At 44.9% G+C, this 17,554-nt stretch carries 15 protein-coding genes; 11 read left to right on the plus strand and 4 right to left on the minus strand.

Annotated features, from left to right (window positions below; all coding sequences use genetic code 11):
* Positions 1-59 precede the first annotated feature (59 nt).
* From clpP to OCU90_RS04675, 6 genes are all read left to right on the plus strand, one after another.
* The gene (gene clpP / locus OCU90_RS04650; protein WP_004736080.1) at positions 60-686 is read left to right on the plus strand and encodes an ATP-dependent Clp endopeptidase proteolytic subunit ClpP; all 627 of its coding nucleotides are present in this window, start codon (positions 60-62) and stop codon (positions 684-686) included.
* 81 nt (positions 687-767) lie between these two features.
* Positions 768-2,048 (plus strand): ATP-dependent protease ATP-binding subunit ClpX, encoded by a 1,281-nt coding sequence (clpX, locus tag OCU90_RS04655; RefSeq protein WP_004736081.1) that lies wholly within the window; start codon positions 768-770, stop codon positions 2,046-2,048.
* A 132-nt stretch (positions 2,049-2,180) separates the two neighbouring features.
* Entirely contained in the window at positions 2,181-4,532 is a 2,352-nt protein-coding gene (lon, locus tag OCU90_RS04660; RefSeq protein ID WP_061024987.1) for an endopeptidase La, read from the plus strand.
* 170 nt (positions 4,533-4,702) lie between these two features.
* On the plus strand, positions 4,703-4,996 hold the full coding sequence (locus tag OCU90_RS04665; RefSeq protein WP_012604504.1) for an HU family DNA-binding protein: 294 nt from the start codon (positions 4,703-4,705) through the stop codon (positions 4,994-4,996).
* 220 nt (positions 4,997-5,216) lie between these two features.
* Positions 5,217-7,082, plus strand: a complete 1,866-nt coding sequence (gene ppiD / locus OCU90_RS04670) for a peptidylprolyl isomerase (RefSeq protein ID WP_061024989.1) — start codon at positions 5,217-5,219, stop codon at positions 7,080-7,082.
* Between the two features lie 260 nt (positions 7,083-7,342).
* Entirely contained in the window at positions 7,343-7,642 is a 300-nt protein-coding gene (locus tag OCU90_RS04675; protein ID WP_061024991.1) for a ComEA family DNA-binding protein, read from the plus strand.
* On the opposite strand, the gene rrtA is transcribed toward OCU90_RS04675, so the two are convergent.
* The gene (gene rrtA, locus OCU90_RS04680; RefSeq protein ID WP_029222361.1) at positions 7,633-8,181 is read right to left on the minus strand and encodes a rhombosortase; all 549 of its coding nucleotides are present in this window, start codon (positions 8,179-8,181) and stop codon (positions 7,633-7,635) included. The genes OCU90_RS04675 and rrtA overlap by 10 nt on opposite strands.
* 9 nt (positions 8,182-8,190) lie before the next feature.
* Between rrtA and OCU90_RS04685 the strand changes: the two genes are divergently transcribed.
* Positions 8,191-8,790, plus strand: coding sequence for a tRNA-uridine aminocarboxypropyltransferase (locus OCU90_RS04685; RefSeq protein WP_061024992.1), 600 nt, complete (start codon positions 8,191-8,193; stop codon positions 8,788-8,790).
* Between the two features lie 26 nt (positions 8,791-8,816).
* Here OCU90_RS04685 and OCU90_RS04690 read toward each other — a convergent pair whose 3' ends face one another.
* The 3 genes from OCU90_RS04690 to OCU90_RS04700 form a co-directional block, all read right to left on the minus strand.
* Positions 8,817-10,160, minus strand: a complete 1,344-nt coding sequence (locus OCU90_RS04690; protein WP_017095902.1) for an anti-phage deoxyguanosine triphosphatase — start codon at positions 10,158-10,160, stop codon at positions 8,817-8,819.
* 54 nt (positions 10,161-10,214) lie between these two features.
* Positions 10,215-10,799 (minus strand): 5'-deoxynucleotidase, encoded by a 585-nt coding sequence (gene yfbR, locus OCU90_RS04695; protein WP_061024994.1) that lies wholly within the window; start codon positions 10,797-10,799, stop codon positions 10,215-10,217.
* Between the two features lie 344 nt (positions 10,800-11,143).
* Complete coding sequence (locus tag OCU90_RS04700; RefSeq protein WP_004736094.1) at positions 11,144-12,376, minus strand: pyridoxal phosphate-dependent aminotransferase; 1,233 nt, start codon at positions 12,374-12,376, stop codon at positions 11,144-11,146.
* 296 nt (positions 12,377-12,672) lie between these two features.
* Between OCU90_RS04700 and OCU90_RS04705 the strand changes: the two genes are divergently transcribed.
* The 4 genes from OCU90_RS04705 (at position 12,673) to menB (ending at position 17,480) form a co-directional block, all read left to right on the plus strand.
* The gene (locus OCU90_RS04705; protein WP_004736095.1) at positions 12,673-13,980 is read left to right on the plus strand and encodes an isochorismate synthase; all 1,308 of its coding nucleotides are present in this window, start codon (positions 12,673-12,675) and stop codon (positions 13,978-13,980) included.
* Positions 13,977-15,701 carry a 2-succinyl-5-enolpyruvyl-6-hydroxy-3-cyclohexene-1-carboxylic-acid synthase gene (gene menD, locus OCU90_RS04710; RefSeq protein WP_061024997.1) on the plus strand — a complete coding sequence of 575 codons (1,725 nt, stop codon included), beginning with the start codon at positions 13,977-13,979 and terminating at the stop codon, positions 15,699-15,701. The genes OCU90_RS04705 and menD overlap by 4 nt, the downstream gene beginning before the upstream one ends.
* Positions 15,702-15,710: 9 nt before the next feature.
* Positions 15,711-16,511, plus strand: a complete 801-nt coding sequence (gene menH, locus OCU90_RS04715; RefSeq protein WP_017080363.1) for a 2-succinyl-6-hydroxy-2,4-cyclohexadiene-1-carboxylate synthase — start codon at positions 15,711-15,713, stop codon at positions 16,509-16,511.
* 102 nt (positions 16,512-16,613) lie between these two features.
* Positions 16,614-17,480: a 1,4-dihydroxy-2-naphthoyl-CoA synthase gene (gene menB, locus OCU90_RS04720; protein WP_029222208.1), complete on the plus strand. Its 867-nt coding sequence runs from the start codon at positions 16,614-16,616 to the stop codon at positions 17,478-17,480.
* The last annotated feature ends 74 nt before the right edge of the window (positions 17,481-17,554 follow it).

The following is a 17,554-nucleotide window of genomic DNA, read 5'->3' on the forward strand; positions in this document are numbered from 1 at the left end:
GCTAACAATGGTCCGTATGATTTAATCATTCGGGCCATTTATTTTAGGGACATAAGAATATGAGCTACCAAGAAAAAAATACAATGCCATCGATTATGGACGCACTAGTTCCTATGGTGGTTGAACAGACTTCCCGTGGTGAACGTTCTTACGATATTTATTCTCGTCTATTAAAAGAACGTATCATTTTCTTAACAGGTCAAGTGGAAGACCACATGGCAAACCTTGTCGTGGCTCAACTGCTTTTCTTGGAATCAGAAAACCCAGACAAAGATATCTATCTTTACATCAACTCACCTGGCGGTAGCGTAACAGCGGGCATGTCTATCTACGACACAATGCAGTTCATCAAGCCAAACGTGAGCACAGTATGTATGGGTCAAGCTTGCTCTATGGGTGCATTCTTACTAGCGGGTGGTACTCCTGGTAAGCGTCACGTGCTTCCAAACTCACGTGTAATGATTCACCAGCCACTTGGCGGCTTCCAAGGCCAAGCGTCTGATATTCAAATTCACGCGCAAGAGATCCTAACGATCAAACAAAAGCTAAACAAACTATTGGCAGAGCATACTGGTCAGCCTTTAGAAGTTGTTGAGCGTGATACAGATCGTGATAATTTTATGTCTGCTGATCAAGCAGTAGAATACGGCTTGGTAGATTCAGTTCTTAATCACCGCGGTCAATAATTGCACGGCAATTGTTTAACGCAAAGTGATTCAAATTGATATACACTCAAGCATAGAGAGTAAAGGCTAAGAGGTTAGCGAATGACAGATAAAAGCAAAGAGGGTGGTAGCGGTAAACTGCTTTACTGCTCTTTCTGTGGCAAAAGCCAACACGAAGTTCGCAAGTTAATCGCAGGTCCTTCTGTTTACATTTGTGATGAATGTGTCGATCTTTGTAACGACATTATTCGTGAAGAAATTAAAGATGTTCTTCCTAAGAAAGAATCGGAATCGCTGCCAACACCGCGTGAGATTCGTGAGCATCTTGACGACTATGTAATCGGTCAAGAATACGCGAAGAAAGTGCTAGCAGTTGCGGTATACAACCACTACAAGCGTTTGCGTAATGGTGACACGACAGCTGAAGGCGTAGAGCTAGGTAAGAGTAACATTCTTCTTATCGGTCCTACTGGTAGTGGTAAAACGCTACTGGCTGAAACACTGGCTCGTTTCCTAGACGTTCCATTCACAATGGCAGATGCAACAACACTAACCGAAGCCGGTTATGTGGGCGAAGATGTTGAAAACATCATCCAGAAGTTGCTTCAGAAGTGTGATTATGACGTTGCGAAAGCAGAACGCGGCATTGTTTACATCGATGAAATCGACAAGATTTCTCGTAAAGCTGAAAACCCATCAATCACGCGTGACGTGTCTGGTGAAGGTGTTCAGCAAGCTCTACTTAAACTTGTTGAAGGTACAGTTGCTTCAGTTCCACCTCAAGGTGGTCGTAAGCATCCACAGCAAGAGTTCTTGCAAGTGGACACGTCTAAGATCCTATTTATTTGTGGCGGAGCATTCTCTGGCCTAGATAAAGTGATCGAGCAACGTGTAGAAAAAGGTTCGAGCATTGGTTTTGGCGCAGAAGTGCGTTCAAAAGATGAAGCAAAAACTGTGGGTGAACTGTTCACTCAAGTTGAACCTGAAGATCTCGTGAAGTACGGTCTAATTCCGGAATTCATTGGTCGTCTACCCGTGACAACGACATTGACAGAACTTGACGAAGAAGCTCTAGTTCAAATTCTTTGTGAACCGAAGAATGCGCTTACTAAGCAGTACGCAGCATTATTTGAAATCGAAGAGACTGAATTAGAATTCCGCGACGATGCTCTACGTGCAATTGCGAAGAAAGCAATGGAACGTAAAACGGGTGCTCGTGGTCTGCGTTCTATCTTGGAGGGTGTTCTACTAGAAACTATGTACGAGCTGCCATCTTCTACAGACGTAAGCAAGGTTGTGATTGATGAGTCGGTAATTAATGGTGAGTCAGAACCACTGTTGATTTACAGCAACTCAGATAACCAAGCAGCGGTTGCAGAGTAGGTCTTTTTTAGACAAGTCACTCAAATTGAAAAAGGAGGTAAGCAATTACCTCCTTTTTTTTATTCTTCCATTGAATCCAGTCGTTTAAGCCCCATATACTGCTTTATAAGTTAAAGCGGAAGAGAGAAATATATGAACTTGGAACGTTCCGAGCGTATCGAAATCCCCGTGCTACCTCTACGTGATGTAGTGGTTTACCCACACATGGTTATTCCATTGTTTGTCGGTCGTGAAAAATCGATTACTTGCCTTGAATCGGCAATGGAAGCTAACAAACAAGTACTACTTGTAGCGCAGAAAGAAGCGGACACTGATGAGCCTTCAATCGAAGACCTATTTAATGTAGGTACCGTTGCTACCATTCTTCAGTTACTTAAGCTCCCTGACGGTACTGTAAAAGTACTTGTTGAAGGTCAGCAGCGTGCAAAAATTCACCAATTTAAAGAAAGTGAATTTTTCTTAGCGGATGCCGAATACGTTGTAACCTCAGAACTTGACGAAAAAGAACAAGAAGTGGTTGTTCGCAGCGCGATCAATCAATTCGAAGGCTTTATTAAGCTAAACAAGAAAATCCCACCAGAAGTTCTAACGTCTCTGAACGGTATTGATGAGGCTGCACGCCTAGCCGATACGATTGCAGCGCACATGCCACTTAAATTGGTTGATAAGCAGCACGTTCTAGAAATCGCAGATGTGACTGAACGTCTGGAATTCTTAATGGGCCAAATGGAGTCAGAAATTGACATCCTGCAAGTTGAAAAACGCATTCGTGGCCGCGTTAAGAAGCAGATGGAGAAATCTCAGCGCGAGTACTACCTGAATGAGCAAATGAAAGCGATTCAGAAAGAACTGGGCGAGATGGATGACGCACCTGATGAATTCGAGACTCTGAAGAAGAAGATCGAAGATTCAAAAATGCCTCAAGAAGCTCGTGAAAAAACCGAGCAAGAACTGCAAAAACTGAAAATGATGTCGCCAATGTCTGCTGAAGCAACAGTAGTACGTAGCTACATTGATTGGATGGTTGGTGTTCCTTGGGCTAAGCGTTCAAAAGTTAAAAAGAATTTAGCGAAAGCGGAAGAGGTCTTGAATGAAGACCACTACGGCTTAGAGCGTGTTAAAGAACGTATCCTTGAATACTTGGCAGTACAAAATCGAATTAACAAGCTAAAAGGTCCAATCCTTTGCCTTGTTGGTCCTCCTGGTGTCGGTAAAACCTCGCTAGGCCGTTCGATTGCAGCGGCAACGGGCCGTAAGTACACTCGTATGGCTCTTGGTGGCGTACGTGACGAAGCGGAAATCCGCGGTCACCGTCGTACTTACATCGGTTCACTTCCGGGTAAACTGATCCAGAAGATGTCTAAAGTTGGTGTTAAGAACCCACTGTTCCTATTAGATGAAATCGATAAGATGTCTTCTGATATGCGTGGCGACCCATCTTCAGCGCTTCTAGAAGTGTTAGATCCAGAGCAAAACGTTGCATTCAACGATCACTACCTAGAAGTAGATTACGATCTGTCAGACGTTATGTTTGTTGCAACGTCTAACTCAATGGACATTCCAGGCCCGTTACTGGACCGTATGGAAGTGATTCGTCTGTCGGGTTACACAGAAGATGAAAAGCTGAACATCGCTAAAAGTCACTTACTGGACAAACAAGTCCAACGTAACGGTCTTAAGCCTCACGAGATTAATATCGAAGATTCAGCTATCGTTGGCATTATTCGTTATTACACGCGTGAAGCGGGTGTGCGTAATCTAGAGCGTGAAATCTCGAAGATTTGTCGTAAAGCAGTTAAGAATATCTTGCTAGACAGCAGCCTTAAGTCTGTAACGGTTAACATTGATAACCTGAAAGAGTACTTAGGCGTTCAACGACATGACTTTGGTAAAGCGGATGAGAGTAACCGTATCGGTCAAGTGACTGGTTTAGCGTGGACTCAAGTGGGTGGTGACCTACTGACTATCGAAACTGAATCAATGCCAGGTAAAGGTAAGCTAACGCAAACCGGTTCTCTTGGCGATGTGATGAAAGAGTCGATTCAAGCAGCCATGACTGTGGTTCGTTCTCGTGCGGAAAATCTGGGTATTAACACAGATTTCTACGAGAAACGTGATATTCACGTTCACGTACCGGAAGGTGCAACACCAAAAGATGGCCCAAGTGCGGGTATCGCAATGTGTACTGCATTGGTATCTAGCTTAACGGGTAATCCTGTGAAAGCTGAGGTCGGTATGACCGGTGAAATTACCCTTCGTGGTGAAGTTTTACCTATCGGTGGCTTGAAAGAAAAACTGCTTGCAGCACACCGTGGCGGCATCAAAACTGTCTTGATTCCTAAAGACAATGAGCGTGATTTGGAAGAGATTCCAGACAATGTAATCGCTGACTTAAAGGTGATTCCGGTCCAATGGATTGATGAAGTACTTAAAGTCGCGCTAGAACGAGATCCGTCAGGGGTCGAGTTTGACGTGAAAAAATAGTGATGCATAGCAAAAATAAGTAAAGAATTACGCTGATAGACCCGAAAAGGCTTGTCAGCGTTTTTTTTGGACGCTAAGTTATTTGACTAAAGCGGCAGCCCTTTTGCAATAAGGCTTGCGGCTAAATTAAAACCAAAATGGAACGTACAGTCATCGAGAAGTAGTCACAGATGACACATAGGGGAAAAACAGTGAATAAAACACAACTAGTAGAATCAATCGCAGAAAACGCAGACATCTCTAAAGCTTCAGCTGGTCGCGCTCTAGACGCTTTCATCGAAGCAGTTGGCACAACGCTACAATCAGGTGACCAAGTTGCACTTGTTGGCTTTGGTACTTTCAGTGTTCGTACTCGTGCTGCTCGTACAGGTCGTAACCCAAAAACTGGTGAAGAGATCCAAATCGCAGAAGCTAAAGTACCTGGCTTCAAAGCAGGTAAAGCACTTAAAGACGCATGTAACTAATTTTCACTGCTGAAACCTCGCTTTTAGAGAGGGGAAGGCAGTAAAATGCGTTTACTGTTTGAAAAATGATGTTTCATTCTTAGACAGTATGTGTGCAAAGCACATTGAACTTATTTAAATTATGCGCATCCTACTGATGCGCATTTCTTTTTCTGATAATATCGCGTGAATAGATTTTTATTTTGAAGCCAATGCTTCATATCCGGAGAGCACTTAAATTATGATGGATCGATTACGCGAAGGCGTGAATAGCATCGCGGTAAAAATTATCCTTGGGTTGATTATCCTGTCATTCGTATTCGCAGGTGTAGGCAGCTACATCACCGGTGGCGGTAACAACGCAGCAGCTAAAGTTGGCAACACAGAAATTGCTCGTGGTGAGTTCGAACAAGCTTACCAAAACGAACGTAATCGTATGCAGTCTCAACTTGGCGATTACTTCGCTCAAATGCTTGCAGACCCTGCATACGTAGAGTCTTTCCGTAAATCAGTACTTGATCGCATGATCAACGATGTTCTACTTGAGCAGCAAGCTGAGTCACTAGGCCTACGAATCAGTGATTCTCAAATCCGTACCATGATTCTAGAAATGCCTCAGTTCCAAACTGCTGGTCAATTTGATCAAGAAGTTTACCAATCAGCACTACGTCGTGCAGGTTTCAGCGCAGAAAGCTTCGCTGAATACATGCGTCGTGACCTAATGCGTAACCAGCTTGTGACTGCGCTTCAAGGCAGTGAATTTGTTCTTCAAGGCGAAATCGATACGCAAAGCAAACTTATTGCTCAAACTCGTGACATTCGTACAGTGACCTTGTCTGTTGCTGATCTAGCGAAAGGCATCGAACTAACTGACGAGCAAATCGAACAGTACTATTCTGAGAACCCTCAAGCTTACACTCGTCCAGAGCAAGCCAAGGTGTCTTACATCGAGCTTTCAGCTGAAGCACTTAAGTCTCAGCTTGAAGTAAGCGATGAAGAAGCACAGAAATACTACCAAGAGCACCTAGACAAGTACTCAACTGAAGAGCAACGTAAAGTTAGCCACATTCTAGTTCAAGGCGATGACGAAGCGAAAGCTCAGTCAATCCTAGACGAGCTAAATGCAGGCGCTGATTTTGCTGCGCTAGCGGAAGAGAAATCTGACGACTTCGGTAGTGCAGATGTTGGCGGTGACTTAGGTTGGATTGAACGCGATGTTATGGACCCAGCATTCGAAGACGCGGCTTTCGCTCTTGAGAATATTGGTGATACTACTGGACTAGTTAAATCTGATTTCGGCTACCACATCATCAAGCTAGACGAAGTAAAAGCGTCTCAAGCTCAGCCTTATACAGAAGTAGCTGCTGAGATTAAGCAAGAACTACTAGACCAGCATGCTGTAGACCAGTTCTACGAACAGCAAACTGAGCTAGAGAAAGTAGCGTTTGAATTCCCAGATTCTTTGGATGACTCTGCTGAAGCTATCAATGCGAAGATCACGACAACAGATTTCATCTCTCAAGTTGACGCTCCGGAAGTTCTGATGACGCCTGCAGTTATGCAAGCTATCTTGAGCCCTGAAGTGAAAGAAGACGGTCTGAACTCTGAAGTTATCGAAGTTGCACCTGAGCACGTGATTGTTGTTCGTGTAGAAGAGACTCGCGACGAGACAGTTCTTCCTCTAGCTGAAGTGAAAGATCAAGTTGTCGCTGCATTGTCTGCTGTACAAGCTGAGCAACAAGCAGTTGAGCTAGGTGTTTCTCTAGTGAACGAGCTTAAGCAAGGTAACGAAGCAGTACTTGCAGATAACAACCTTGAGTTCACTGAACTTGAAACGATTGACCGTAACTCGCCACTAGCAGCGTCTGTATTCGCTCTAGCGAAACCAGAAGCAGGTCAAGCTGTGTTTGGTCAATCTAAAGACCAAGACGGTAACATCGTTGTTGTTGAGCTTTCTAAAGTAACGGCTGAAATCAACCCAGCTTACAGCACTCAAATTGGTGCACAGTTGGAACGAGTTGGTAACCAGCAAGACCTTACTAATGTACTAAACGTACTGCGTAAAAATGCAGACGTTGAATACTACGTAGTGGGTCAAGATCAGTAAGCTCAGGTTAGCTTGAGTTAGATTAGCTCGGTAGTTAGCCTGTTTGGTGACTGACTACCGAGAATCAACATGCGATGGTTGTTGTTTTGCAAATTAGGTTTATTCGATAAATAAGAATTGCGAGCCAACAAACAAGCTGATGAAAACAAGATGTATAACGAAGCGGGTCACTCAGGTGACCCGCTTTATTTTTGTCTGGTGATTGTGTTATCTAGTGCGGTAAATGCATAAGTTACGTTTTTTGTTCAAAGGAACGGTTTATGCGCACGATATATTCAACACTACTTCTTTCATTTCTGATGGCCCTGAGCTCCCCAGCGTTTTCTGATAGCCCAACTAAAGCTGAGCTTTACGATGGCATTGAGATTACGGTAAACATCAATACTGCGACGGCAGAAGAACTCTCAGCGCTATTAGTTGGTGTTGGGGACAAGAAAGCCCAAGAGATCGTCGATTACAGAGATCAAAACGGTGCGTTTACGAATGTTGAGGATTTGGTGAGTGTGAAAGGGATAGGTGAAGCGACGGTTGAAAAGAACCGCGAAAGAATTCAACTTTGATCCGTTTTTCTACTTGTTAGAAATGAAGCGATAGATATGAAGCCTCCGGCCAATGCACCTGCTAGGTGGGCTTCAATCGCGACACGAGCATTAATCAGTTCGCCAGTCGTGCTAGAAGGGCCAATAAGCTGCTCCCAAGCGATTTTAGCGATTAATCCCAATACTAACAGCCAACTTGATCTCCTACCGTTTAAAGCCTCACTGAGCGCGAATAAGCCAAACAACCCATGCAAAGTGCCAGATAGGCCGACATAGATCTGAATACTCGAAAACAACAGAGCGATCCCAGTCACTAAACTAATCACAAGCAGAGCAAGAACAAGCTGTTTTTTATTCGGTTGAAACAGATAGCTGATGATCCATAAGCCTGCTAGATTCATCAGAAGGTGCGAGTAGTTGGTATGTGAAAAGTTTCCTGTTAGGATCCGCCACCATTGCCCCTCGGCAATCGCATTGCTATCCCATACGACCCAAGCTTGTATTGGCTCAAATTGGAATAAGACGCATAAAAGTGAAGTGAAAATTAAAACAGGGTACACATTAAATCCATGTCTCGTTATTGCCCCCAATGCAGCAAGGCTTTGAAAGCTTGTATTTGTCAGTGGGTTACACCACTCGAATCGAATGTTGAGCTTATCATTCTTCAGCACCCATCAGAAGAGCATCGCCCGATGGGAACTGCGCGTATCCTCTCGTTATCCCTAAATAACAGCGTGACGTTTGTCGGTGAAGACTTTTCAGACAACGAAAAATTGAACGCATTGCTGGCCGATGAACAGTACCAACATGTGATTTTATACCCAAGCGAAAACTCTGTTTCAGTTGAATCTGCGACATGCCCAAGCAAGAAGCTGCGTGTGATTTTATTGGATGGGACGTGGAAGAAGGCGTTCAAGATGTGGCAGGTGTCGAGTAACTTGCATGCGCTGAGCACAGTTCACTTACCGAAAGATCTCAAGGGTAATTATCGAATCCGTAAAGCGCCCAGTGAAAACAGCCTTTCTACCGTCGAAGCTGGCTATCATTTGCTTAGCTTGCTAGAGAGTAATGGTGACTTTAGCCCTTTGCTAACGGCATTTGACCAAATGATTCAGTTTCAAATCAATCAAATGCCGCCGGGTGTGTTTGAGAAAAACTACTTAGATTAAGCCGATTCATTCGTACGAGTCAGGAATTAAAACTCAGTATGAGCTGAGAACAATTGCTGATGCATTTTCTGCGCAAGGTCATCAGTCATTGATGAGATGTAATCGGCTATCACGCGCATCTTTCTAGATTCATCTTGATGCTGTAGCCATTGCTTCTTGATTGGCAAAGGCAACAAGCGTTCAGGGTCGGCGCTGAATGCTTCAAACATGTCCATGATGATCTGTTGGCCCTTGTATTCGATGACCTGAACCTGAGGGACTTGAATCACGAACTCGCTGACAAAGTGCTTCAGTTTATCGAGTGTGCCATCCATGCTTGGTTCAAGCACGGCATTGTAAGCCAACAGCACATTCTCAAAGCTAGCATCCACTCGTTCAATCGAAATACTGGTCAACAGAGCGTTGACTATCCCACCAATCGCATCCTTTCGACGATACTGCTCACCAGAGAAAAGCATCTCTGTAATTGAATCTAGGTGTTCACAAATCCAAGGATCGGCCATCTCTTTAAGTTGAGGGTAAGCTGAATCTACCCATTGGGCTTTGGTCACAGAGCCAAGAACAATGGCATCTTCTAAATCATGCACGCCATACGCGATGTCATCAGCCAGCTCCATGATTGAACAATCAAGTGACTTATATTTGGTCTTATTGTGCTCAAGTGGCTCGGTATGCGTTTTTCTTTTCTGTTTTAGAAGCTGTTGGTCGCTGCTTGAAAGCGGCTCCAGTACCCAGTTAAAAAGTTCTTCATCATGATCGTAGATGCCTTTTGCTGGCATCCAATCTTTGGCTCGGAGTTGTCGTTGGTGCTTAACAGGCTCAGACTGTAATTTAGCTTGAACTTCGCTAAGAAGTGAAGGGTATTTAATCAGCCCCAACAGAGTGCGTCGAGATAGATTCATCCCGTGATGTTCGGTGTAAGGTTCTAGCTGGGTGACAATGCGAAACGTTTGGGCGTTGCCTTCAAAGCCACCGTGGTCGCGCATCATGTAGTTGAGTGCGACTTCACCACCATGCCCATAAGGCGGGTGGCCAATGTCGTGAGCTAAACACAGTGAATCAATCAAGCTATCTGAGGGGAGAAGATCTCGAAACTCGGGCTGCTTTTTCTTGAGTTGAGCTACAATGCCAGTACCAAGTTGTGCGGCTTCTAGCGAATGGGTAAGGCGAGTTCGGTGGAAATCGTTTACCGTGGTGCCATGAACTTGAGTTTTTGCTTGGAGGCGACGAAAAGCCGCAGAGTGAAGCACACGCGCACGATCGCGTTGATACGGGCTACGATGGTCATCACGCCTTATTTTATGTTCATCGTCATTTCGATGTTGCCATTCTTGTTCGAGTTCAAATGGTGGTTCGAGTGGAGAAGTCAAAATAGCACCTATCAATCTGATTTATTTAGCTAATTACACTCAAGTTATACCCAGCTAGCTTATCTCGTCTAGTGATAATTCAAAGCTTGGCGCAAATGTGGTGAGAAAGTAGTCCATTTCTGGGCTTTTACGCTGTTCGAGTGTTTCTTCCAGTCGGCGTTTCGCTTGCTCGTATTCGTGGTTTCCCGCGCTGAGTTCTTCCAAGCATTTGAGGTAAGCACAGATAGTGTCGGCTTGCTTGACGATGCTTTGTTCTTCTTTGTTTGCTGTTCCGGATATTAAGAAGGGCGCGAAATCGTCTTGGAATTCTTCCGGTAGCATTGAAAGCAGTCTTTGTTCTGCTGCCGCTTCTATCTTCTTGTACTCTTGGGCGATGTCTGGGTTGTAGTATTTAACCGGAGTTGGTAAATCCCCAGTCAGTACCTCGCTGGTATCGTGGTACATGCCAAGCAGAGCAATGTGCTCGGGGTTGAGCTGACCATCAAACTTCTTATTTTTAATTAATGCCAAGGCGTGTGCGACGAAAGCCACCTGTAGGCTATGTTCTGAAATATTCTCGCTTGAGATTGAACGCATCAAAGGCCAGCGTTGGATAAGCTTCATGCGTGCGAGATGGGCGAAGAAATGGCTCTGTTTCATAAATGTCCTTATAGTACCAATCGTAGTAAATAACTGGTCATCCTAGCTTGTTAAAAAACTCGATAACTTTGTTAGAATTTTTGATTGTAGAATAACTACTTATCGAAGCTGCTTGTCGAAAATAGCTGCCTTGTTCTCAAGCTTTTTTCCTGCGCTATTTCTGATCACTTACTTACTGTGATTGGTATAAATAATTCTCCACTCGTATCTTGTGTTTGCACAGGCATACGAGACAGCGGATACAAAAAAGGCTCCCAAACAGGAGCCCTTTAAGCATAGAAGTGATTGATTACAAGTTAAAGTCTTTTAAAACAGCAAATTGTAGTCATCTTTCTTTGTGTTAATTAACCTTCGATGAGGTCGTCTTGGCTGTAGGTCTGTAAGAAGCGCTCTAGACGACCAATCGCGATTTCTAGGTCTTCGATATGTGGCAGAGTCACGATGCGGAAGTGATCCGGTTTTGGCCAGTTGAAGCCAGTACCTTGAACTAATAGCACCTTCTCTTGCTTAAGGAAATCGAGCACGAATTTCTGATCGTCTTTGATGTTGTACATGTTGGTGTCGATCTTAGGGAACAGGTACATCGCGCCTTTTGGTTTCACACAAGAAACGCCAGGGATCTTGTTGATCAGTTCCCATGCACGGTCACGTTGCTCAAGCAGTCGACCACCAGGAAGAATCAGTTCGTTGATACTCTGATAACCACCCAGTGCCGTTTGGATGGCGTGCTGCATGGGTACGTTGGCACACAAACGCATCGAGGCCAGCATTTCTAGCCCTTCAACGTAGCCTTTCGCTATGTGCTTCGGACCCGTTAAGAACATCCAGCCACCACGGAAACCACACACGCGGTAAGCCTTAGATAGACCATTGAATGTGACCATTAGTACGTCTTCAGCCAGCGTTGCGACTGAAGTATGTACGGCACCGTCGTAAAGCACTTTGTCGTAGATTTCATCAGCGAAGATGATCAAACCGTGCTCACGAGCAATCTCAACAACTTGTAATAGGAAATCACGGCTGTATACCGCGCCCGTTGGGTTGTTCGGGTTGATAAGAACGATGCCGCGAGTCTTTGGTGAGATCTTCGCACGCATGTCGTCTAGATCTGGATACCAATCAGCATCTTCATCACACATGTAGTGAACCGGTGTACCACCAGAAAGCGCAACAGACGCTGTCCATAGTGGGTAGTCCGGAGCGGGAACTAAGATTTCATCACCATTATCCAGTAGCGCCTGCATAGACATAACGATAAGCTCTGATGCGCCGTTACCAATGTAAACGTCTTCTACATCAAGGTTACGTAGGCCTTTTTTCTGGTAGTGCTGAACAACCGCTTTGCGGGCTGAATAGATGCCTTTTGAGTCACAGTAACCTTGAGATGTCGGTAGGTTACGAATTACATCAACAAGGATTTCATCAGGGGCGTCAAAACCAAATGGGGCGGGGTTACCAATATTAAGCTTCAGTATTTTATGCCCTTCTTCTTCCATGCGCTTAGCATGTTTGAGTACAGGCCCCCTGATTTCGTAGCATACGCTGTTGAGTTTTGACGACATCCCGATATTTTGCATTGCCGATTTCCTGAAATTAATTTAAATACTTTATTAAAGTACCGCAAAATGGGGTTTGATAGAATAAAAATCTGATGAATGTCGCATTTCAGTGTCACGTTTGGTCTTTTTGTTGTCACTCTTTTCTAAATTTTAATTAATCGCTTTCTTTGTTGTTGTCTAAGATGAATAAAGAGGCTGGATCGCTTAAAATCACAGGAATGTTCAAAAGATATAGTAGATTCTTGATCTAAGTGGGTGCTGCCCATAAAGTATCAAACTAATATAATAATAATTTAGATGTGAACGAGGTCGATTTGTCACATTTCCAGCAAACTATCTCCGCTTTGATTGAGCGAGTACAAAATGCCCAAGCAAGTGAAGTTCGTTGTGTTGAAGTTCTAACGCAAAAACCATCGTTTGCATTTATAGAATGGCTTCATGCTCAACCGCTCTTTCCAAAGTTCTACTGGCAGTCACGTGACACTCGTGAAGAGGTCGTCGCGCTCGGTCAACTGCACACTTTTTCTGATCCTGCTCCCGCGTACGCAATTCTTGGTGAAGACCAACGAATCTGGGGTGGACGTTCATTTGATGGACATACCGCAAAGAACCGTCGTTGCATGGAATCGTTTTTCTTCCTTCCTCAGGTTGAATTAATCCGCTTTGACGACACTTGGTCGCTAGCGGTTAACTTGTCTCCTGATCGCGTTGCCTCCATTAATGCTTTGAATAAGCTTTCTGTAGAAGCGGCGATATTGGCACCTTTGTCGGCTCACATTGAACAGATTAACCACGTTCCAGAACGAGAACAGTGGGGTAACCTTGTCGATAAAGTGCTTCAGGGCATTAGCGACGAAGAGTACAAGAAAGTTGTTTTAGCGCGTAAAACCACGCTGCAGCTCGATGCGCCAATCTGCGCAGCTCAATTACTCAAGGCCAGTTACCTACAAAACCATCACAGCTTTCACTTTATGTTGGTATTGGATTCTAAACACAGCTTTATTGGCTCAACGCCAGAGCGTTTGTATAGCCGATATGGGACAGAGCTTGATACTGAAGCTCTAGCGGGAACCATTGGTCGCGGAGAAAACGCGACAGAAGATATGGAGTTAGCGAACTGGCTTTCTCAAGACAGTAAAAACCTCAATGAGAACCAGTATGTGGTCGATGACATCATTGAGCGCCTCACTCCTCATTCTCAAACGGTCCATGTTGAAAAGGATACGCGTCTTGTGCGCTTGCGTAAGGTGCAGCATCTTAAGCGTAATATCCACGCTCAGCTTAATAATGGCGTTAACGGTGTGCAGTTGCTTGCTGCATTACAGCCGACTGCTGCGGTGGCGGGTTTACCGCGTAAAGAGGCGATGGATTTCATTCTTGAACACGAACCGTTTGCGCGAGGCTGGTATGCAGGTTCTGTTGGCTATATCAGTCATCAGAGAGCGGAGTTTTGTGTCGCGATTCGAAGTGCGTTAGTTGTAAACGATCAAGTACAGCTGTTTGCTGGAGCAGGGATCGTGCCGGGATCGGTTGCTGAACATGAATGGCAAGAATTGAACAAGAAGATGTCGACCTTACTCAGCTTGATTTCGGATCACCCGCCGTTGGGTGTGGCGTCATGAATCATGACCAAGCCGTATTAAATAGAGTTTGGAGTCACACATTACTTGAAGAGCTAGCACGCAACGGTGTTGAACATGTTTGTGTTGCACCCGGCTCTCGCTCAACGCCGTTAACTCTCGAAGCTGAAGCTAATCCCAAGTTAACCTTACACACGCACTTTGATGAGCGTGGTCTTGGATTCTTAGCTTTAGGTTTAGCTAAAGCCAGTGATAAGCCAGTTGCCGTGATTGTTACCTCTGGTACTGCTGTCGCTAACCTTCTTCCTGCGACGGCTGAATCTGGGCTGACACGCGAGAAGCTGATCTTGCTGACCTCTGATAGACCCATCGACTTGGTCGACTGTGGTGCCAATCAAGCGATTCAGCAACAGGGTATCTTTTCTTCCCACGTTGAAAGTGCTTTAAACTTACCAAGCCCTAGTACACAAGTTTCTCTGAATTGGTTACTGACATCGGTTGATCACGCCCTAGTGAAACAACGCAATGTTGGTGGTGCGATTCATATCAACTGTCCGTTCCCAGAACCTCTATATTCTGCGAATAGCGCGGAAATGTATGCGGAATACACATCCAGTGTCGCTGGGTGGAAATCGGGAACAGGTTGTTACAGCCAAACGTTTTTACCTAATCAAGTGAACACACAACCTATTGCTCCAGGTGAGTATCTTGGGCGTAAGGGTGTGGTTATTCTCGGTTCGCTCGATATTGAACAAGCGACAAAAGCTCAGCAGTTTGCCACTACATTAGGTTGGCCAGTTTTTTGTGACCCTCAATCAGGTGTCACAAGTGATTGGAAACATTATGATCTGTGGATGCAGAGTGATGTAGCGAAAGAACAACTTAACCAATGTGATTTCATCCTTCAGTTCGGTGAGCGCATTGTTTCTAAGCGACTTAATCATTGGATAAAGTCGCAAGCATCATCATTCTGCTCATCACAATATATTGTTGTGTCACCAGATACGCACCGAATCAACCAAGATCATCTGCCTCAAACCCATATCGTTGCTGCTATCGATTCATGGGTGTCAGAGCAGCATTTACCCACCTTATTAGGCCAGCATGCAGGTTGGGCGGCTCCTTTAATCGAGGTCGCAAATACTGTTCAGCAACTCGCCCTCGCGCAAATATCCAATAATGACCAATTGACGGAACTCAGTGTTGCCGTTGACTTGTCGTCTAGACTTAAAGGCAGAGAGCTATTTGTGGGAAATAGCTTGATGGTAAGGCTGGTGGATATGCTGTCATCAATATCTGCGAATCAAGTTTACAGTAACCGGGGTGCATCGGGCATTGATGGCTTGGTGGCAACGGCTGCGGGCGTGGTGAAAGCCAACCAGAATCCTTTGTTGATGTTGATTGGTGATACCTCTTTGTTGTACGACCTCAATTCACTGGCTCTGCTGGCTCATAATTTAACGCCGGTGGTTATTGTTGTGACCAACAATGACGGTGGTGCGATCTTTGACTTGTTGCCGGTACCAGAGCAGCAAAAACAGTCACTTTATCAAATGCCTCATGGTTTCAGTTTTGAACACGCTGCTGCGCAGTTCCAACTTGGTTATGCGGCGCCAGAAACTTTGAATTGCTATCAAAACATTATCGAACAACATTTCGAACAGGGTCAGGGTACCTTGCTCGTTGAAGTTAAGACGCCTCCCGAACAAGCGTCTACTTTACTGAAACAATTCAGTTCAATGCTCACCGAGGCATTAGCCTAAGGACTTTACATGCTTTACTCCAATTATTACCCAGCTGTACAAGAACCTTCCGACAAACCTTTGCTTGTTTTTTTACATGGTTTACTCGGAAGCGGGGATGATTGGAGTGCATGTCATCCATTTCTCGAGAATTTTCCTCTCCTTTGCATCGATTTACCCGGACACGGACAAAGTCGCTTTATCGATCCGGTAGGGTTTGATCATTGCTGCAAGAAAATTGTCCAGTGCATCTCAGCTCAATTGGCGCTAAACGATCTTCCTGCTGATTATCCTATCGTGGTGATTGGCTACTCTATGGGGGGAAGGCTCGCCATGTATGGAGTGACAAGCCCTTGCTTTGAGACGCTCAACCTAGAGAAAGTCATCATTGAAGGTGGCAACTTTGGCTTGGAATGTGATGAAGAAAGAGCACAGAGGTTAGTACATGATACGCAGTGGGCTGTTCGCTTTGCGCAGCAGTCGATTGAAGATGTTTTAGACGATTGGTATCAACAAAGCGTCTTTTCTTCACTAAATCATGAGCAAAGACAAACTTTGGTCATAAAGCGTAGTGGTAACCTTGGAGTATCCGTAGCAAATATGTTGTTATCTACTTCGTTAGCTAAGCAACCGGATTTACGTGCCACATTGAAATCTCATGAGCATTTATTGCATTATGTGTGTGGAGAAAAAGATCGTAAATTCATGGAGCTAGCTGAGAATAGTGGCTTTGAATATAGTCAGGTCGACTACGCTGGTCATAATGTTCATTTTGAGCAACCAGAGTTGTTTTCAAACTTGATAATCCAATGTATCGCCAGTCGTCGCTAATCTGACTGAGCGGATCTCTAGTCTCAAGCACTATCAAAAGCAGAGCAACACCGTCACGACTACTTGTTAGTCGTGGTCTCTAATAGAACAATGGGAATCACCATGGCTAAAACAGTAGGCATCACAGAAGAAGAACTTTACGCGGCAGTTAACTGGAGCGATGAAAGCAGTCAATTTGAAGATATTCAGTACCACAAGTCTGACGACGGTATTGCGAAAATCACGATTGCGCGTCCTCAAGTCCACAATGCGTTCCGTCCACAAACCGTAAAAGAGATGATTAATGCACTGGCTGATGCTCGTTATGACGAGAAGGTTGGCGTAATCATTTTGACGGGTCTTGGTGAGAAGGCGTTCTGTTCTGGTGGTGACCAAAGTATTCGCGGTGACTACGGCGGTTATCAAGATGATTCAGGTACACACCACCTGAACGTACTTGATTTCCAACGTCAAATTCGTACTTGTCCAAAACCAGTTATCGCAGCGGTATCGGGTTGGGCAGTAGGCGGCGGCCATGTACTTCACATGATGGCAGACCTTACTATTGCAGCTGAAAACGCGCAGTTCGGTCAGACGGGTCCTAAAGTCGGTTCATTCGATGGCGGTTGGGGTGCTTCTTACATGGCTCGTATCGTTGGTCAGAAGAAAGCACGTGAAATTTGGTTCTTGTGTCGTTTCTACGATGCTCAAGAAGCATTGGACATGGGCCTGGTAAACACCGTAGTGCCTGTTGCCGACCTAGAAAAAGAAACCGTTCGTTGGTGTCGTGAAGTGCTTCAACATAGCCCAATGGCGCTGCGTTGCTTGAAAGCTGCACTAAACGCAGACTGTGATGGCCAAGCCGGCCTACAAGAGTTGGCGGGTAACGCAACCATGATGTTCTACATGACAGAAGAAGGCCAAGAAGGCCGAAACGCATTCAACGAGAAGCGTCGACCGGACTTCGACAAGTTCCCGCGTAACCCATAGTCTTTTTCCTCTTCAAAATGAGTCGCTAATAGCGGCTCGTTTTGTTTTGATGTTCCCCGTTTTTTAGGAAACTT

This window comes from Vibrio splendidus (assembly GCF_024347615.1).
Lineage (GTDB): Bacteria > Pseudomonadota > Gammaproteobacteria > Enterobacterales > Vibrionaceae > Vibrio > Vibrio splendidus.